Here is a 17,021-nt window from a genome sequence, read left to right as displayed (position 1 = left end):
GCCTCCTGAAGTCGGCGGTGACTAGGGCCGAGTCTAAGAACACACGGCCTGGTCAGCCAGATCAGCCGGCCAACACGCGGTCCAGGTTGATCGCCGAGCTGATCAGCGACAGGTGGGTGAACGCCTGGGGGAAGTTGCCCAGCTGGTCCCCCGTCAGGCCGATCTGCTCGGCGTACAACCCCACATGATTGGCATAGGTGAACACCTTCTCCAGCGCCAACCGCGCCTCCTCCACGCGCCCGCTGCGAGCCAAGGCCTCCACATACCAGAACGAACAGATCGAGAACGTCCCTTCAGCGCCCTCGACGCCGTCCGGGGCCTGGGCCGGGTCGTAGCGGAACACCAGGCTGTCGACCACCAGCGTGCGCTCGACCGCCCGGAGCGTCGAGGTGAACCGGGGGTCCGTCGGGACGCAGAACTTCACCAGCGGCATCAGCAGCAGGGACGCATCCGGGACGAACTCGCCGTACTGCCGCGAGTAAGCGCCGTCCGCTTCACTCCAGCCGCGCGTCTGGATCTGCTCGTGGATCTCGTCGCGGACGGTCGTCCAGCGGGTGAGGTCGGCCGGTAGCCCGCGGCGGCGGGCGACGCGCACCATGCGTTCGATCGCCACCCAGCACATCAGGCGGGAGAACGTGTGGTCCTGGCGGCCCGCGCGGGTCTCCCAGATGCCCTGGTCCGGCTGGTCCCAGTGCTCCAGCAGCCAGTCCAGCACCCGGGTCAGGTTGTGCCACGCGTCGTACGAAATCCCCGAGCCGTGCTTGTCGAACAGGTAGATCGAGTCGATCAGCTCGCCGTAGATGTCCAGCTGCAGCTGCTCGCCCGCCGCGTTGCCGATCCGGACCGGCGACGAGCCGCGGTAGCCCTCCCAGTGGTCGAGCACCTCCTCCTCGCGGGCCGGCTCGCCGTCGATCGTGTACATCACCCGCAACGGCCCGAGGTCGCCGTCGCCCGGGTCTTCGAAGCGGCCGGTGAGCCAGCCGAAGAAGTCCTCGGCCTCGGTCGTGAAACCCAGGCGCAGCAACGCGTACAGCGAGAACGCCGCGTCCCGGATCCAGACGTGCCGGTAGTCCCAGTTGCGCTCGCCGCCGACCTGTTCGGGCAGCCCGCACGTCGGCGCGGCGATGATCGCGCCGGACGGCTCGTGCGTCAGCAGCTTCAGCAGCAGCGCCGAGCGGTGCACCATCTCCCGCCAGCGCCCGGTGTAGGTGGACTGGGCGAGCCAGTCCCGCCAGAACGCCACCGTCGCGCGGAACAGCTCCTCGGCCTCGTCGTCTTCGAGCGGCGCTTCGGGCGGGTCGCCGTCCAGCACCTCGAGGACGAACAGCGCGGTCTCGCCGGGGCCGAGCTCGAACTCGCCGGTGACGCCGCCGTCGTCGTCCTTCAGCGGCACCGATGTGCGCAGCCCGAGCCGCAGGTCGCCGCCGTCGAACACCACGCCGTGGTCGGTGCTCTCGACGCGGTGCGACGCCCGCGCGTAGTCGAACCGCGGCCGGACGTCGGTGGTCAGCCGGATGTGGCCGCGGACGTTGACGACCCGCCGCACCAGCCGCTGCCGGTGCGCGGGGTCGCGCGGGCGCAGGACCGGCATGAAGTCCTGCACCTCGACGATGCCGTCCTCGGTGAGGAAGCGCGTGACCAGGATGTTCGAGTCCGGGATGTAGAACTGGTGGCGGTTGGTCACCTCGCAGACCGGGTGCAGGCTCCAGTGCCCGCCGCCGTCGGCGTCGAGCAGCGCGCCGAACACGCTCGGCGAGTCGAAGCGGGGCGCGCAGAACCAGCCGATCCGCCCGTCGGTGCCGACGACGGCGGCCGTGCGCAGGTCACCGATCAGGCCGTGCTCGGCGATCGGCGGGTACCGCTCGCTCATGCCCCCGCCTCCGGTCCCCAGGAACCTCGCTCGTACCGCCGGGTCTCCGGCGGCGCGTCGAGCAGGGGCGCGCACACCTCCCACAGCCGTTCGACCTCGTCGGCGCCGGTGAACCACGAGCGGTCGCCGCGCAACGCCTCGAGCAGTAGCCGCGCGTACGGCTCACCCTCGCTGTCGTCGGTGAGGTCGGCGTGGAGCGAACCGGCCGTGACCTCCGCGCGCGTCTCCGCCATGGCCTTGCCGGTGCGCAGGGAGAACGGCACTCCGCGCCAGCGGTCGTTGTCCACGAAGGCTTCCAGCGCGACGAACGTCTCGCGGTCGGAGTCCGGGTCGACGTCGTCCTCGTCGCGGTAGCCCTCGTACTGCCCGAACACGGCCCGCGCCGGGTCGAACGGCCGCAGCGCGCGGAACACGTCCAGCTTCGAGGTGCCCGGCTCCGCCGCGAGCACACCCAGGACCTGGCAGAGGTGCGTCGGCACCATGTCGCGGAAGGTGCCGGTGGCCTCCATGAACGACCCGCGGCCCTCGATGCCGATCTCCTCCGGGACGTCGATCCGCACCGGCTTCGCGTCCGGGGTGGCTTCGGCGAGCTCCCGGACCGCGGCCTTGCCGAGGAAGTGGTCGATCCGGAACACGCGCTCCTCGTCGAACACGCCGTGCACGGTCCGGTTCAGCTCCTTCGCCGACGCGAGGTCGTGCCCGAACGGCTTTTCCAGCACCAGTCGCGCGTCCTCGGCCAGGCCGGACGCGCCGAGCATCTCGACCATCGGGCCCATCGCGGCCGGCGGGACCGACAGGTAGAACAGCGTCCGGGCGTCCTCGCCCAGGTCGCGGCGGGCTTCGCGGACGGCCTCGGCCAGGTCGGCGCCGTCGTCGCTGTCGGAGACGACGAACGACACCCGGTCCTCGAAGCCGCGGATCGTGTCACCGAGGCTCTCGCGGAACTCGTCGTCGGTGCCCGGCGAGTGGCGGCCGGAGCCGATCACGCGGAAGCCGTCCGGCAGGAACCCCCGCTCGTGCAGCCGGGCGACGCCGGGTAGCAGCAGCCGCCGGGCGAGGTCGCCGGTGGCGCCGAAGATCACCAGGACGTGCGGCGGGATCGCGGCCCGTTCGTTGTCGATCACCGTCGGCGGATACCCCGAGGTAGCCGGGCCGAACCACCCCCCGCTGGTAGCATCCGGACCCGAATCGAGGGGGCGATCGATGGCCGGCCAGGGGTTTCGCGACGAGCTGACCCAGCTGTTGCAGGCGCGCTACCCGTTGCTGGTCGTCGAGACGCACGAAGAGCAGCGGGTGCTTCGGGAGATCCGCGCGGTCGCGGAAGACCAGCAGCGGCTGCGCACCCCGCGGCGCGTCTACGTCTGGTCGTCGACCACCGGCCTGGCGCCGGCGGGCGGGCCGCCGATCTCGGAGACGCGGGCCGCCGCGGCCGCGCTCGAGCGGGTCTACAGCTGGGGCGAGCCCGCCGTGTTCGTCTTCGTGGACCTGCACCCGTCGCTGGTCTCCGAAGGTGGGCACCGGCCGGATCCCGACGTCGTCCGGCGGCTGCGGGAGCTCGCCGCCGCGTTCAAGACGCGTCCGGTGCCGCTGAGCCTGATCCTCGTGTCGCCGTCGCTGCCCGTGCCGCCGGAGCTGGAGCACGACGCGACCGTCGTCGACTTCCCGCTGCCCGACCAGCGCCAGATCGGCGAGCTGCTGGACGGCATGGTCGCCGCGCACCGCCAGAACGTCCGGATCAGCATCGACCGGGACGACCGCGACATGATCGTCGCCGCCGCGCGGGGCCTCACGCTGCCCGAAGCCGAGAACGCCTTCGCGCGGGCGCTCGTCGAAGGCGGCGGGCTGGACCCCAGCGACCTCGAGCTGATCCTCGCCGAGAAGCGCCAGGCCGTCCGCCGGTCCGGGATGCTCGACATCGTGCCCGCGGAAACGAGCTTCGACGCCGTCGGCGGCCTCGACCGGCTCAAGCGGTGGCTCACCAAGCGCACCGGCACCTGGACCCCCGCCGCGGCGGCGTACAACCTCGCGGCGCCGAAGGGCCTGCTGCTCACCGGCGTGCCCGGCTGCGGCAAGAGCCTGTCCGCGGTGTGCGTCGCGAACATGTGGCGGCTGCCGCTGCTGCGGCTCGACCTGGGCCGCGTCTTCGCCGGGCTCGTGGGCTCCAGCGAGAAGAACATCCGCACGGTCATCCGCACCGCGGAAGGCATCGCGCCCTGCGTGCTCTGGGTCGACGAGATCGAGAAGGGCCTCGCCGGCGCGGGCGGCGGCGGGGACGGCGGCACCGCGCGTCGTGTGTTCGGCACGTTCCTGTCCTGGATGCAGGAGAAGACGGCGCCGGTGTTCGTGATGGCCACCGCGAACCAGGTCGGCTCGCTGCCACCGGAGTTCCTCCGCAAGGGCCGCTTCGACGAGATCTTCTTCGTCGACCTGCCCTCGGCGCCCGAACGCGCCGCAATCTGGCGCATCCACCTGCACCGGCGCGTCACCGACGACTTCGTCCGCAGTGAGCTGCGGATGGACGACGCGCTGTTCACGGAGCTCGCCGACGTCAGCGCGGGCTACAGCGGCGCCGAGATCGAGCAGGCCGTGCTGTCCGGCCTGGTGGACGCGTTCGCCGAGAAGCGGCCACTGCGCCGGGACGACCTGGTGCGCGCGGTGAAGTCGACCGTGCCGCTGTCGGTCACCCAGGCCGACGAGATCCTGGCCATCCGGAACTGGGCGGAGACGCGCGCCGTCGCCGCCACCGACAACGGCGAAGACGTCGAGGCTCCCCCGCCGCCCGTCGCGCCGCCGGAATCCCCGAGGGGAAGGACGATCGACGTATGACGCACCGCGTGACCGTCACCATCGGCAAGGACGGGTCGATCAGCGCCGAGACCCACGGCGTGACCGGCTCCAAATGCCTCGACTACATCCCGCTGCTGGAGGACATGCTCGGCGCGGAAACGGAAACGTCGGAGTTCACCGAGGACTACCGGCGCACGTCGGCGTCCGCCGAGAACACCGCGTCGCAGCAGCAGTCACAATGGAACTCCTGAACCTGCACCGGATCGTCGACACGACGGCGGCGGAGGGCCCGGGCCTGCGGTGCGCGGTGTGGACCCAGGGCTGTTCGGTCCGCTGCCCCGGGTGTTTCAACCCGCAGACGTGGACGACCCGCGGCGGGTTCCGGCTGGCGTGGCCCGACCTGGTTTCGCGCGTCCTGGCGATTCCCGGGATCGAGGGAGTCACGCTGCTGGGCGGGGAGCCGTTCGACCAGCCGTCGCCGCTGGGCGAGTTCGCTTCGGCGGTGCGCGCCGAGGGGCTGTCCGTCATGACGTTCACCGGGCACGTCCGGGAGGAGCTGCCGCAGTCGAAGCTGCTCGCGTCGACGGATCTGCTGGTGGACGGGCCTTTCCTGGCCGAGCGGCCCGAGCCGTCGCGGCCCTGGGCGGGCTCGGTCAACCAGCGGTTCCACTTCCTGACCGACCGCTACGACGAGTCGATCTTCACCGCCCCGAACCGCCTCGAAGTGACGATCGCCCCGGACGGCGCGATCGAGCTGAACGGGTTCGCCACCACCGAAGTGCTCGAAGCCCTGCTCGAAAGGGATCACCGATGAGTGTCACGCTCAAGCTGCGCAGCGAGGCGCTGGCCCAGCTCAACGCGGCCACGATCGCCGCGCACACGCAGGCGCAGCCCGGCGTCGTCACCGTGCGGACGCGGATGCGGCACCGCGACCTGCTGACCCGCGCGCTCACCGGGCTGCGCGCCCAGGTCAGCGACACCGGCAACGCCGTCACGGCCGCGTGGGAAGGCCGGCGGATCACGTTCGTCTACGGCCCGGACGGGGTGCAGCTCGCGCACGTCGACGGCCCCGGCCTGGCGCCGGCGGAAGCCGAGCGGCTCGTGCTGTCCGTCGACGAGGCGTACGCGGCCGAAGTGCAGCGCGCCGTGCTCGCCCGGCTGAAGGAGCGCGCGGCTTCGAACGGGATGGTCGTCGAGTCCGAGCGCGTCAACGCCGACCAGTCGATCAGCGTCACGCTGGCCGCCACGTCGTGACCGAGGTCAGGGTCGGCCTGATCGAGTTCGGCAAGGCGCTCAACGACTCGGTCACCCTCCCCGGCCTCGGGGAGCTGCCCGGCGGGCAGGTGAGCATCGGGCGCGCGGTCCGCGGCGCCCGCGCGCGGCTGAAGCGCGGCGACCGGATCCTGGCGGACAACCTGCGTCTCGGGATCATGGTGCGGAAGAAGTTCTTCTCCAGCGACGTCGAAGCGGTGACCGACGCCGGGTTCCTCAAGGACGTCTTCGTCGCCGTCGGGCGGCGCGACATCGGGAACGGCGACGCGCTGGAGCTCTACACCGACGACGCCGTCGGACCCGACACGAGCCGGCCGGACACCGTCGCCGCGGTGCTCGCGCCGGCGTACGACCAGGTGACGGGGTTCCACCTGCAGGTGCGGCCACAGAACGGCGTGCTGCGGTTCGGGGTGCTGACCACGCTGCTGCGCGCCGGCCGGGCGGTCGGCGAGCCGATGCGGGTGCTGGGGCTGTTCGGCCCGGCGGGGCCGGTCGAGGAGCTGCCGGAGGGGCAGCCGGGCACGGTGCTGCTCGGTTTCCAGTGCGACGTGCCGCCGATGGCGGGTGACACGCTGGCCGCGTTCCCCGAGCCCGAGGCCGACCACCTGGAGCGTCGCGAGGGGGTGGCGGTGGTGCACGGCCTGAACGACCTCGGCAACGGCACCGTCGTCGCGGCGGTCGAGGTGCCGGAGGGGCGCGGCGCGCTGTTCACGGTGGGCCGGCAGGCCCGGGTGCTGCGGCCGGCGGGGACGACGTTCAACGAGCGGAGCACGGTGGTCGCGGCCGACCTGCGGATCCTGTCGCTGGCCCGGGGCGGGGTCGCGACGCGGACGAACGCCGGGTCGCGGACGTTCACCGTGGGGATCGCGTTCCGGGACCTGCGGCAGAACGACACGATCGAGGCGTACGTCCCGGCTGACGCGGTTGCGTTGGCGCCGCCGCCCGCACCTGCCCCGGTTCCTCTCGCGCTTGTGGACGTCAACACGGCTTCCGGACCCGAGCTGGCGCAGCTGCTTCCGGCGGACAAGGTGACCCGGGCGCTGGAGCTGCGGCAACGGCAGGGCGGCTTCCCGGACGTCGAGGCGTTCGGCGTCGCGATCGGCCTGCAGCCGCACGAGATCGTCCGGCTGCGCACCCGGGCGACGGCCGGGCGGGTGCCGTTGCGCGAGACGGGTGTCCGGCAGCTCGACATCTGAGCGCGGGGTGGCGGGTCCGCTACGCTCGGGGACGTGCCGGAGCAATTTTCCCTGGGCCTGACCGAGGTCGACACGGCGATCCGGCGCACCGGTCTCCCGGCGAGCTGGCACCCGTTCGAAATCCGCAGCCCCGGCCACACCCTGGACGAGCACTCGCGCATCGCGGCGGAGGCGTGGGAGTCCCTTCGCGCACGCGGCCTGGCGGGCCCGGACAAACTGGACATCGAGGTCGAGCAGACGCTGCGCGCCTGGACCCAGCCGGACGTGTTGATCGTCGTCCGCGCGGCGGAGGAGGGCCGCCAGGTGTTCTACCGGGCGGCTGTCGGGCACGGGCTGGGGGTGTTCTCGGAGCTGGCGGGCGAGGAGATCCTGTTCGCCCAGTCCCGGCCGGACCGCCTGGTCGACCTGGTGGTCGGCATGTTGCCGGCGTACCGCCCGGTCCCGTTGCCGGAGCTGACGATCACCCGCGGCGCCCCGGCCCGCGACGTCGAGGCGGCGGCGGAGTTTTCGGCGTGGCCCCTGCACCGGTACGGGACGTTCGAGCTGTCGGTCCGCATGTCGGGGGCGTTGCGCCCGACGGGAACGGTGACGTTCATCGACAACGACGGCGGCCGCTTCCTGATGTTCAACGAGCCCCTACCGGGCGGCGAGACCCGCGTCAGGTTCACCCCATCGGATGGTTCCCACCTGCGCACCTGGCTCCACGACCGTGGCCGGAACCACTGACGCGGCCGGTTCGTCACTAGTACAGTGCAGAGGGACCACGCAGGGTGGTGCCGAACGACGGGGAGGGCGTCATGAGCGGTTCACAGTTCGGCGCACCTGGGTCTTTCAAACCACCGCCGACCGCGGGCGACGCAGGAGCGAACTTCCTGTCCGGGATCGTCGACGGGCCGGTCGATTCGGAGGCCGCGAGGAGGGTCAGCGAGGGCGGCCACAACCTGAAGGCGCTCGCCGAAGGCGGTCAGTTCGCGGTGAACGAACAAGGCTTCCAGGCGTATATCAAGGCCTGCGATTTTTTCCTCGACGGTTACAACCGGATGATCCTCGACGTCCGCGACCTGAGTGCGCAGGCCAAGATGGGTGGCAGCGAATACGCCAAGGCTGTCGCCGCCTTCAACGTGAAGGTGGCTGATGGTGACGAGCAGTCGCTGATCCCCAACCTGATCCGGATGCGTGATGGCGTCCAGCAGGCCCGCGAAGCAATGGTGATCGCGAGGAAGAACTATCGTGAAACCGAGGATGCCCACAGCATGACCTTCGCCCAGCTCAACAAGGGGCTGCAGGAGAAGTGAGCGCACGACGTGCCGCAGTCGCGTTCGCCGCGCTGACCCTCACCCTGACAGCGTGCACGAGTCAGGTCGGCGGCCAGGCGACCCCCAGTTCACAGGTGTCGAGCACGTCCACCGCAACCGCGGATCCGGGCGATCCGTTCGCCGGACTGAGTCCCTGCTCGATCCTCGACCAAGCCCTTGCCGGACAGGGGTTTCCCAAGGCGGAGCCGCTGGTCGCAGACCCGAAACACGCCTGCCGCACCACAAAACCGACGGCCGGCGACACGCCTGGCGTGGACGTGGGGCTCTCCCTCGACGCTGGCAAAGGTTACAAGGACAACGTCGGGAACCCGAGCCAGGCGAGTGAGGGAACGGTCAACGGCCGAGCCGCGATCGAAGAGCGCGAACCGGAGAATTCATCCGGCCAGTGCGACGTCTTCTTGGAAGTGAAACCCAGCTCCCGAGCTTTCGTTCTGCTCGCTTCGGGTACGGATACCGCGAAAGCCTGCAAGCAGGTTGAAGAAATCGCCGCGAAGGTCGAGCCACTACTGCCGAAGAACTGATACGGAGTCCTGTCATGAGTCAGCCGCACCGGGCGCAACATCGCCAGTCCGAGGGTGACTACTACGCGGCCACCGAGCAGAAGCTTCAAGGTCACGGCGCAGACGACCAGCGGCTGACGCAGAAAGCCGCATCGGACTACTCGGTCGCACAAAGCAAACTCCTGCAGGCGGGGCAGAACCTGCGGGGCGATTCTCCGGCACCAGGCGAGAATTACGCGAACAGCCCGCACGAAGTCCTGTACGACATGGTGCACAAGGACCTCGACATCGAGGGCATCAACAACCGAAGCCGCGTAGCAAACACGTATGGCAACTGGCTCGCCGACGCCTCCAACCAGTTCCGTGACGCGGCCACCGCGGCCGGCGGCTCCTGGCAAGGCCCCGCAGCGGACCAGGCGAACGGGTTCTTCCAGAGCACTGCGGGTCACACCGAGCAGACCGGCAATGCCATGCAGCTCGTCTCCAACCACTACTCCCAGCAGTCGGCCGCCGCGCACTACGCCAAGACCAACATGCCTGAGCCCACCGGTTTCAACCAGCAGGCCGAGCTCGACAAGGCCAAGCAGCAGTACAACTCCGGTGACCTCATCGGCATGAGCTCCACCATGGTCGACATCCAGGCCAAGCAACAACAAGCCGACGCTGCGCACCAGCAAGCCGTTCAGGTGCTTCAGAACCTCGATGGCACCTACCACGAAACCGCCAGCTCCCAACCCACCTACGCGCCGCCGCCGCAGTTGGGGGGTGGGGACTCCACCTCCGCCGCTGGTTTCCACGGCACCAGCAGCACCAGCTTCACCGGCACCCCCACCATCGGCGGCGGAACAGGAACGAGCACCGGCACCGGCGGCATCACCGGAACCGGACCCGGCGGGACGACCGGTGGCGGTTTCCCAGGAACCACAACACCTCCCGGCACCACCCCGCCCGCCTACGTCCCGCCCGGTGCCACCAGCGGCACCGGCGGCACCTTCGGCGGCGGCAACACGAGCTTCCGCGGCGGCGGCCCGGCCCCCAGCGCCTTCCCGCGCATGACCCCCGACGGCCTCGCCATGACCGGTGGCGGCAATCCCGGCGTCGGCTCAGGTAGCGGTGACATCACGCGGGGCAAGTCCGGCGCCGGCCGCGCCGGGTCCGGGTTTGCCGGGTCGCGGGTCTCCGGGGCCGGTGGTGGCCCGAAGGAAGCCGGTGCGGAGAAGACCGGGGGCAAGGTTCCCGGCGAACGGCTGGAACGCGGGGCCACCGCCGCCGCGGCGGCCAAGGGCAAGGTCGGGGCCAAGGCCGGGGCCTCCGGTGCCGCCGGGGCCGGTGGTGCGGGCAAGAAGAAGGAAGACGACAAGGAGCACAAGAACAAGTACGCCGTCGAGGAAGACGTCTTCGACCTCAAGCCCGAACGCGGGCCGGACGGCGAGAAGATCGTCAAGCCCACCATCGGGGAGACCTCCTAGGGGCGAACCCCTAAATCTCGCCGAGGGGAACCGGGTCGCCGCTAGATTGGAAGCCATGCGCTTCTTCATCGTCGACGCCTTCACCGACCGGGCCTTCACCGGGAACTCCGCGGGAGTCGTCCTCCTGGACGAGCCCGCCGACGCCGCCTGGATGCAAGCCGTCGCCGCCGAGATGAAGCACGCCGAGACCGCCTTCGTCGTCACCACGGACGGCCCGAAGTCGCTCCGGTGGTTCACGCCCGAGGTCGAAGTCGCGCTGTGCGGGCACGCCACCGTCGCCGCCACCCACGTCCTCGGCGGCGAGCAGGTCTACACCACCAAGAGCGGCGAACTCCGCGCCCGGGCCGACGACGGCTGGGTCGAGCTGGACTTCCCCTCCGACCCGCCCACGCCGACCGACGACGACCTGTCCGGAATCCTCCCCGGCGTCGAGATCGAGTACACCGGGCGCGGCGTCGAGAACCTCTTCGCCGTCCTCCCCGACGCCCAGACGGTCAGAACCCTCGAACCCGACCTCGCCCGGCTCAAGGACACCTGGAAGGGCCGCCTGCTCGTCACCGCGAAGGGTGACGACTACGTCAGCCGCTTCTTCGCGCCCGGCGTCGGCATCGACGAAGACCCGGTGACCGGCTCCGCGCACTGCATCCTGTCGCCCTACTGGTCGGAGCGGCTCGGCAAGAAGGAGCTCACCGGCGAGCAGGTCTCGCAGCGCGGCGGGATCGTCCGGACGCGCCAGGACGGCGACCGGGTGCACCTCGCCGGTCAGGCCGTCACCGTCGTGAGCGGGGAGCTGCACGTCTGATGCGCACGCTGCTGAACATCATCTGGCTCCTGCTCTGCGGCCTCTGGATGGCGCTGGGTTACCTGGTCGCGGGCGTCATCTGCTGCATCCTGATCATCACGATCCCGTTCGGGCTCGCGTCGTTCCGGATCGCGGCCTACGCGCTGTGGCCGTTCGGGCGCACGGTCGTCGAGCGGCGCGACGCCGGCGCCGCCTCCTGCCTCGGCAACGTCATCTGGTTCGTCTTTGCCGGGCTCTGGCTCGCGATCGGCCACATCTTCACCGGCGTCGCGCTCTGCATCACGATCATCGGCATCCCGCTCGGCATCGCGAACTTCAAGATGATCCCCGTGTCGCTGATGCCGCTCGGCAAGGAGATCGTCGAGATCGGCTGATCAGGACTCCGGCTCGTAGGGCAGCTCCACCACCAGGCAGGGCCCGCCGACGAACAGCCCGCCGTCGACACCGAGGGCCTTGCCGCCCGCGTACAGGAACGGCCCCTCGATCTGCGTCGGGTGGATGCCCAGCTGGTCGGCGATGACGCTGTGCCCGTGCACGATCCGCGAGCCGCCCAGGGCGCCCATCAGCTTCTCGGCGTTCTCCTCGCCGTCGGGGCCGCGGAACGCGTAGCGCGTCGTCATGCGGCGCCAGACGTCCCACCACGACTCGAGGTCCGACCCCGTGAGGATCTCGGCCGCCGCCTCGTTGATCGCCTCGATGGACGACCCCCAGTCGAGGTACTCCAGCGTGTCCGAGTGCAGCAGCAGGTGGTCGGCGGCGAGCGCGGCCAGCGGGCGCGCGGTCAGCCACTCGATGTGCTCCGGGGTCAGCCGGTCCTGGTCCGACAGCAGGCCGCCGTTGATCTCCCAGCTGCGGGCGAAGCTGCGCGGGCCGAAGTCGGACGGCACCGGCTCGTCGCCGAAGTGGTACATCCCCAGTGCCAGGATCTCGTGGTTGCCCAGCAGCGTCTGCACCTGGCCGCCGGCCTCGGCCGCCTGGGCTTCGAGCTGCATGACCAGGTCGATCGCGCCGACGCCGTCCGGGCCGCGGTCGACGAAGTCCCCGAGGAACCACAGCTGGTCCTCGGCCCCCGACCAGTTGTCTTCGTCGTCGACCAGGCCTTCGGCGCGTAGTGCGTCGGCCAGTTCGTCACGGTGGCCGTGCACGTCGCCCACTACGTACGTGGACTTGCTCATCCGCTGACGATAAGCCCTTCTTCCACCCGGCTCACCGTCAGCCTTCGCCGAACGGGTCCGTGGTTCGCCCGATCAGGTCGGCGATCGAGTCGAGCACGAGGGTGGGCCGATACGGATAGCGTTCGGCCGACTCCCGGGTGGATATGCCGGTGAGCACGAGGATGGTCTGCAGCCCGGCTTCGATGCCCGAATGCACGTCGGTGTCCATCCGGTCGCCGATCATCAGCGTCGACTCCGAGTGCGCACCCAATCGGCGCAACGCCGAGCGCATCATCAGCGGGTTCGGCTTGCCGACGTAGTACGGCGAGCGCCCGGTCGCCTTCTCGATCAGCGCCGCGACCGACCCCGTGGCCGGCATCGAGCCTTCGATGCTCGGCCCGGTCGCGTCCGGGTTGGTCGCGATGAACTTCGCGCCGCCCTCGATGAGCCGGATCGCGCGGGTGATCGCGCTGAAGCTGTACGTCCGCGTCTCGCCGAGCACGACGTAGTCCGGGTCGCGCTCGGTCAGCACGTAACCGACCTCGTGCAGCGCCGTCGTGAGGCCCGCTTCGCCGATGACGTACGCCGAGCCGTTCGGCCGCTGCGAGGAGAGGAACTTCGCCGTCGCGAGCGCCGAGGTCCAGATCGACTCCTCGGGGATGTCGAGCCCGGTGCGCTCCAGCCGGGCCCGCAGGTCGCGCGGGGTGTAGATCGAGTTGTTGGTCAGCACCAGGAAGTCGATGCCGTTCGCCTTCAGCTCGGCGAGGAACTCGTCCGCGCCCGGGACGAGGTGCTCCTCCTTGACCAGGACGCCGTCCATGTCGGAGAGATACGTCCACCGGCGCTCGTTCATGCGCGAAACCTATCACGCGCGCGAGGCGCCTGCGGCTCTCGCCGAAAAGGGCTACAGTGGGAATTGCCGGTGTTGCGAGGGAAGTCGCGTATCCGGCCACCGAGGGGGTTCGGGGGAATACTTTTCGACGTCGCCGGCGTAATCGCCGGGGCGCAATTCGTCCTGCCCCCGAACATGTGAGGGGGAGAATCGAATGACCGAAATCATCGAACGCCCGGCCGCCGCCGGGCTCGTCACCGGGCCGAACTGGGGGCTCACCAAGTTCCTCGACCCACTGCGGGTTCCGCCGGTGCTGCGGCTCCGGAGCCGGGACACGATCACCATTCCGATGGTGACGAGGAAGCAGCGGCTGCACTCACAATTGCCCGAAAGTACTTTGTGGACGTACGCGGGCCATTTCCCGGGTCCGACTATCGACGTCCGAAGCGGCAAGCAGCTGCGGATTTCGTGGTCGAACGAAATCGACGGCGAGTTCCCGTTGGTCGCGGTTCAGGGCCCGGTGACGGACGCGCCGACCAGCCGGCCGGGCCGCGAGCTGGACAAGCCCGGCTACTCGATCGTCGACGGCGTCGCCGACCTGCCGGCGTGGACGGTCGTGCACCTCCACGGTGCGCGCACCAACGCGGGCAACGACGGCTGGGCGCACAACGCCGGCCTCAAGGGCACGTCGCAGCTGGCCGAGTACCAGAACCGCCAGCCGGCGATGCCGCTCTGGTACCACGACCACGCGATGGCGATCACCCGCTTCAACGTCCACACGGGTCTCGCCGGGATGTACCTGATCCGCGACGACGAAGAGGACGCGCTCGACCTGCCGCACGGCGACCGCGAAATCCCGCTGATCCTCACCGACCGCAACCTGGACACCGACGCGACCGGCGCGCTCACCGGGCAGCTGCTGTTCAAGTTCCCGTACGTCCCGAACGGCCCGATGATCCCGTTCTCCGGTCCGTTCACCCTGGTCAACGGCGTGATCTGGCCGCACCTGGACGTCGACGCGAAGTGGTACCGCTTCCGGCTGCTCAACGCGGCGAACTCGCGGTTCTTCACGCTCAACCTGGTCGACGAGGACAACACCCCGGTCAACGACGCCGTCCGCCTGATCGGCACCGACGGCGGCCTGCTGCCGGCGCCCGCGGCGCTGCCCGCCGCCGGCCTGACCGTCGCCCCGGCCGAACGCTTCGACGTCCTGATCGACTTCAGCCGCTTCAAGGGGCAGAAACTCAGGCTGCGCAACGCCGACCCGCGGCTGGGCGGGATCGAGCCGGACGTCATGGAGTTCCGCGTCGACGGCTGCGCGAAGCACGACTCGTTCCGGCTGCCGGAGAAGGTCTCGACGTCCTACACGCGGCTGGTGCACGGCTCGACGCTGCCGGAGGACCACGACCACGTCTGGGTCGCGCTGCTGCTCAACGCCGAGGGCCACCCGGAGATGTGGGACCTCGAGCAGGTCGACGCGGACCCGGGCGGCGCGGGAATCATCCAGCTGGACGACCCGGCCGGCGGGCTCAAGACGTTCCGGATGATCGGCCGGCTCTTCGACGACACCACCGGCATCTTCATCAACCACGACCGCTGGGCGGTGTGGAACCTCGTGCACGTCGCGAACGGCGGCCCGGCGCACCCGGTCCACATCCACCTGACGGAGTTCCAGGCGCTGTTCCGGCGGAGCTTCACCACGACGTTCGACCAGGCCGCGGAGCGCACGACCGCGCCGATCAGCGGCTTCACCGACGTCCCGCTGGAGAAGTACGAGGAGGGCTGGAAGGACACGATCATCGTGAACCCCGGCCAGTGGGTCAGCGTCGCCGGGCAGTTCGGCGGCGGCACCGGCGAGTTCATGTACCACTGCCACATCCTCGACCACGAGGACGAAGGCATGATGCGGCCGTTCGTCGTGCACCCGCCGGAAGTGGCGAAGTTCCACGTCCACCCCGGCGGCGGCCACCACCACGAGGGCTGAGGTCTAGGAGGCCGCGGCCGGGTGGACGGACACGGTCGCGGCCTTCACCGACAGCGTCACCGCCGAGCCGGGCTCCAGCGCGAGCTCGGCCACGGCGGCCGGCGTGAGGTCCGCGGTGAGGCCGTGGGCCCAACCGTCACCCTCGGCGCGGACCCGGATCACCGGCCCGTGCGGCTCCAGCGCGGCGACATGCGCCTCGGCGGTGTTGCGCGGGCTCCCCCGGTGCTCACCGTCGTGCGGGTAGACGGCGACGGCGTTCGGCGGGAACACCGCCACCGCGGGCTCGCCGGCCACGACGTCCGGCGCCGCGATGCCCGCCACCACGTCACCCGACGCCGTCCGCAGGCCGTCCGGAACCGCGGTCCCGGAGATGAGGTTGAGCCCGGCGATCCGCGCGGTGAACGCCGTTCGCGGGGCGGACAGGACTTCGCGGGTGGGGCCGTGTTCGACGATCCGGCCGCCGTTCATCACCGCGACGTGGCCGGCGAGCGCCAGCGCGTCCAGCGGGTCGTGCGTGACGAGCACCGTGGTCGGCCCGGTCTTGAGCACCCGCCGCAGCAGGCCGCGGATCGCCGGCGCGGCGTCGACGTCCAGCGCGGCGAACGGCTCGTCGAGCAGCAGCAGGTCCGGCTCGGCGGCGAGCGCCCTGGCGATCGCGACGCGCTGCGCCTGGCCGCCGGACAGCTGCCCGGGCCGCCGGTCGGCGAGCTCGACGGCGTCCACTTCGGCCAGCCAGTAGTAGGCGCGTTCCCGCGCGGCGCGGCGGCCGGCGCCGGTCGAGCGCGGGGAGAACGCGACGTTGTCCGCCGCGGACAGGTGCGGGAAGAGCAGCGCGTCCTGGGACAGCAGGCCGATCCCACGGCGGTGCGGCGGCACGCCGGCCAGCGCGCGCCCCGACACCGTGATCTCCGCCGACGTCGGCGTGATCAGCCCCGAAAGGCAGCCCAGCACCGTCGACTTGCCGGAGCCGTTCGGGCCGAGCAGAGCCAGCACCGTCCCGGTGGGAACGTCGAGGTCGACGTCCAGCGAGAACGAGCCACGGACGGCCTCGATCCGGGCGGTCAGGCTCACCGCAGGCCGCCTTCCCACGAGCGTGGCCGCGCGACGGCGATGACGACTACCGCCACGACGATGAGCAGCAGCGACAGCGCGACGGCGCTGTCGATGTCCACTTCGGCCTGCGTGTAAACCTCGAGCGGCAGCGTGCGGGTGACGTCTTCGAGGCTGCCGGCGAAGGTGATCGTCGCGCCGAACTCGCCGAGCGCGCGGGCGAAGCTCAGGACGACGCCAGAGCCGAGCGCGGGCAGCAGCAGCGGCAGCGTGACCCGGCGGAACACCGTCCACGGGCGCGCGCCGAGCGTCGCGGCGACCTGCTCGTAGCGGTCGCCCGACCCGCGCAGCGCGCCTTCGAGACTGACCACGAGGAACGGCATCGCGACGAACGTCTGCGCGATGACCACCGCGGTCGTGGTGAACGGCACCGACTCCCCGGTCAGCGTGGTGATCAGCATGCCGAGGAAGCCCTTGCGGCCGAGCAGGTAGAGCAGCGCGAGCCCGCCGACCACCGGCGGCAGCACCAGCGGCAGCAGCACGATCGAGCGCAGCAGCCTGACCCCGCGGAACCGGGCCCGCGCGAGCACGACGGCCAGCGGCACCCCGAGCACCACACAGGTCAAAGTGGACAACGCGGCCGTGATCAGCGACAGCCGCAGCGCGTGCCACGACGACGGCGTGGCGACGAGCGACGGCAGCCGCGACAGGTCCGAGCGCACCAGCAGCCCGACGACCGGCAGCACCACCAGCGCCAGGGCCAGCGTGGCGGGGATCGCGAGCACCCAC

The 17,021-nt window shown here is 70.7% G+C and carries 18 protein-coding genes; 12 read left to right on the top strand and 6 right to left on the bottom strand.

Features of this window, described 5'->3' with window-relative positions:
- Window positions 1-61 precede the first annotated feature (61 nt).
- Window positions 62-1,870, bottom strand: a complete 1,809-nt coding sequence (locus ACZ63J_RS25145) for a glycoside hydrolase family 15 protein (RefSeq protein WP_465400289.1) — start codon at window positions 1,868-1,870, stop codon at window positions 62-64.
- Complete coding sequence (locus ACZ63J_RS25140) at window positions 1,867-2,994, bottom strand: glucose-6-phosphate dehydrogenase (RefSeq protein ID WP_465400290.1); 1,128 nt, start codon at window positions 2,992-2,994, stop codon at window positions 1,867-1,869. Before ACZ63J_RS25140 ends, ACZ63J_RS25145 begins: the two co-directional genes overlap by 4 nt.
- 79 nt (window positions 2,995-3,073) lie before the next feature.
- On the opposite strand from ACZ63J_RS25140, the gene ACZ63J_RS25135 reads away from it, so the two are divergent.
- From ACZ63J_RS25135 to ACZ63J_RS25085, 11 genes are all read left to right on the top strand, one after another.
- Complete coding sequence (locus ACZ63J_RS25135; protein WP_465341217.1) at window positions 3,074-4,696, top strand: AAA family ATPase; 1,623 nt, start codon at window positions 3,074-3,076, stop codon at window positions 4,694-4,696.
- Window positions 4,693-4,908 (top strand): DUF2997 domain-containing protein, encoded by a 216-nt coding sequence (locus tag ACZ63J_RS25130; protein WP_465400291.1) that lies wholly within the window; start codon window positions 4,693-4,695, stop codon window positions 4,906-4,908. Before ACZ63J_RS25135 ends, ACZ63J_RS25130 begins: the two co-directional genes overlap by 4 nt.
- On the top strand, window positions 4,896-5,471 hold the full coding sequence (locus ACZ63J_RS25125; protein WP_465400292.1) for a 4Fe-4S single cluster domain-containing protein: 576 nt from the start codon (window positions 4,896-4,898) through the stop codon (window positions 5,469-5,471). The genes ACZ63J_RS25130 and ACZ63J_RS25125 overlap by 13 nt, the downstream gene beginning before the upstream one ends.
- Window positions 5,468-5,911, top strand: coding sequence for a hypothetical protein (locus ACZ63J_RS25120; protein WP_465400293.1), 444 nt, complete (start codon window positions 5,468-5,470; stop codon window positions 5,909-5,911). The genes ACZ63J_RS25125 and ACZ63J_RS25120 overlap by 4 nt, the downstream gene beginning before the upstream one ends.
- On the top strand, window positions 5,908-7,125 hold the full coding sequence (locus tag ACZ63J_RS25115; RefSeq protein ID WP_465400294.1) for a hypothetical protein: 1,218 nt from the start codon (window positions 5,908-5,910) through the stop codon (window positions 7,123-7,125). The genes ACZ63J_RS25120 and ACZ63J_RS25115 overlap by 4 nt, the downstream gene beginning before the upstream one ends.
- A 33-nt stretch (window positions 7,126-7,158) precedes the next feature.
- Complete coding sequence (locus ACZ63J_RS25110) at window positions 7,159-7,851, top strand: ESX secretion-associated protein EspG (protein WP_465400295.1); 693 nt, start codon at window positions 7,159-7,161, stop codon at window positions 7,849-7,851.
- Window positions 7,852-7,922: 71 nt separating this feature from the next.
- A complete protein-coding gene (locus ACZ63J_RS25105) occupies window positions 7,923-8,420 on the top strand; it encodes a hypothetical protein (protein ID WP_465400296.1) in 498 nt (165 codons plus the stop codon).
- A complete protein-coding gene (locus tag ACZ63J_RS25100; RefSeq protein WP_465400297.1) occupies window positions 8,417-8,962 on the top strand; it encodes a DUF3558 family protein in 546 nt (181 codons plus the stop codon). The genes ACZ63J_RS25105 and ACZ63J_RS25100 overlap by 4 nt, the downstream gene beginning before the upstream one ends.
- 14 nt (window positions 8,963-8,976) lie before the next feature.
- The gene (locus ACZ63J_RS25095) at window positions 8,977-10,410 is read left to right on the top strand and encodes a hypothetical protein (protein ID WP_465400298.1); all 1,434 of its coding nucleotides are present in this window, start codon (window positions 8,977-8,979) and stop codon (window positions 10,408-10,410) included.
- Window positions 10,411-10,465: 55 nt separating this feature from the next.
- A complete protein-coding gene (locus ACZ63J_RS25090; RefSeq protein WP_465400299.1) occupies window positions 10,466-11,212 on the top strand; it encodes a PhzF family phenazine biosynthesis protein in 747 nt (248 codons plus the stop codon).
- The gene (locus ACZ63J_RS25085) at window positions 11,212-11,586 is read left to right on the top strand and encodes a YccF domain-containing protein (protein WP_465400300.1); all 375 of its coding nucleotides are present in this window, start codon (window positions 11,212-11,214) and stop codon (window positions 11,584-11,586) included. The genes ACZ63J_RS25090 and ACZ63J_RS25085 overlap by 1 nt, the downstream gene beginning before the upstream one ends.
- Here ACZ63J_RS25085 and ACZ63J_RS25080 read toward each other — a convergent pair whose 3' ends face one another.
- Together ACZ63J_RS25080 and ACZ63J_RS25075 are read right to left on the bottom strand one after the other, a co-directional pair.
- Entirely contained in the window at window positions 11,587-12,387 is an 801-nt protein-coding gene (locus ACZ63J_RS25080) for a metallophosphoesterase (RefSeq protein ID WP_465400301.1), read from the bottom strand.
- Between the two features lie 37 nt (window positions 12,388-12,424).
- Entirely contained in the window at window positions 12,425-13,219 is a 795-nt protein-coding gene (locus tag ACZ63J_RS25075) for an HAD-IIA family hydrolase (RefSeq protein WP_465301860.1), read from the bottom strand.
- Window positions 13,220-13,412: 193 nt separating this feature from the next.
- Between ACZ63J_RS25075 and ACZ63J_RS25070 the strand changes: the two genes are divergently transcribed.
- Entirely contained in the window at window positions 13,413-15,182 is a 1,770-nt protein-coding gene (locus ACZ63J_RS25070; protein ID WP_465400302.1) for a multicopper oxidase family protein, read from the top strand.
- A 3-nt stretch (window positions 15,183-15,185) separates the two neighbouring features.
- Here the strand turns inward: ACZ63J_RS25070 and ACZ63J_RS25065 are convergent, their stop codons facing one another.
- Complete coding sequence (locus ACZ63J_RS25065; RefSeq protein WP_465400303.1) at window positions 15,186-16,253, bottom strand: sulfate/molybdate ABC transporter ATP-binding protein; 1,068 nt, start codon at window positions 16,251-16,253, stop codon at window positions 15,186-15,188.
- Window positions 16,250-17,017 carry an ABC transporter permease gene (locus ACZ63J_RS25060; RefSeq protein WP_465301854.1) on the bottom strand — a complete coding sequence of 256 codons (768 nt, stop codon included), beginning with the start codon at window positions 17,015-17,017 and terminating at the stop codon, window positions 16,250-16,252. Before ACZ63J_RS25060 ends, ACZ63J_RS25065 begins: the two co-directional genes overlap by 4 nt.
- Window positions 17,018-17,021: the final 4 nt, after the last annotated feature.

The organism is Amycolatopsis sp. NPDC104863 (assembly GCF_055582965.1).
The sequence above is the reverse complement of the archived record's forward strand: the minus strand, read 5'-3'. Positions and strand labels throughout refer to the sequence as shown.

Excerpts from the sequence above, each read along its gene's own strand:
- ACZ63J_RS25145 (WP_465400289.1), bottom strand. The coding sequence starts at position 1,870 with ATGAGCGAGCGGTACCCGCCGATCGCCGAGCACGGCCTGATCGGTGAC.
- ACZ63J_RS25135 (WP_465341217.1), top strand. The coding sequence starts at position 3,074 with ATGGCCGGCCAGGGGTTTCGCGACGAGCTGACCCAGCTGTTGCAGGCG.
- ACZ63J_RS25130 (WP_465400291.1), top strand. The coding sequence starts at position 4,693 with ATGACGCACCGCGTGACCGTCACCATCGGCAAGGACGGGTCGATCAGC.
- ACZ63J_RS25125 (WP_465400292.1), top strand. The coding sequence starts at position 4,896 with ATGGAACTCCTGAACCTGCACCGGATCGTCGACACGACGGCGGCGGAG.
- ACZ63J_RS25120 (WP_465400293.1), top strand. The coding sequence starts at position 5,468 with ATGAGTGTCACGCTCAAGCTGCGCAGCGAGGCGCTGGCCCAGCTCAAC.
- ACZ63J_RS25105 (WP_465400296.1), top strand. The coding sequence starts at position 7,923 with ATGAGCGGTTCACAGTTCGGCGCACCTGGGTCTTTCAAACCACCGCCG.
- ACZ63J_RS25095 (WP_465400298.1), top strand. The coding sequence starts at position 8,977 with ATGAGTCAGCCGCACCGGGCGCAACATCGCCAGTCCGAGGGTGACTAC.
- ACZ63J_RS25090 (WP_465400299.1), top strand. The coding sequence starts at position 10,466 with ATGCGCTTCTTCATCGTCGACGCCTTCACCGACCGGGCCTTCACCGGG.
- ACZ63J_RS25085 (WP_465400300.1), top strand. The coding sequence starts at position 11,212 with ATGCGCACGCTGCTGAACATCATCTGGCTCCTGCTCTGCGGCCTCTGG.
- ACZ63J_RS25080 (WP_465400301.1), bottom strand. The coding sequence starts at position 12,387 with ATGAGCAAGTCCACGTACGTAGTGGGCGACGTGCACGGCCACCGTGAC.
- ACZ63J_RS25075 (WP_465301860.1), bottom strand. The coding sequence starts at position 13,219 with ATGAACGAGCGCCGGTGGACGTATCTCTCCGACATGGACGGCGTCCTG.
- ACZ63J_RS25070 (WP_465400302.1), top strand. The coding sequence starts at position 13,413 with ATGACCGAAATCATCGAACGCCCGGCCGCCGCCGGGCTCGTCACCGGG.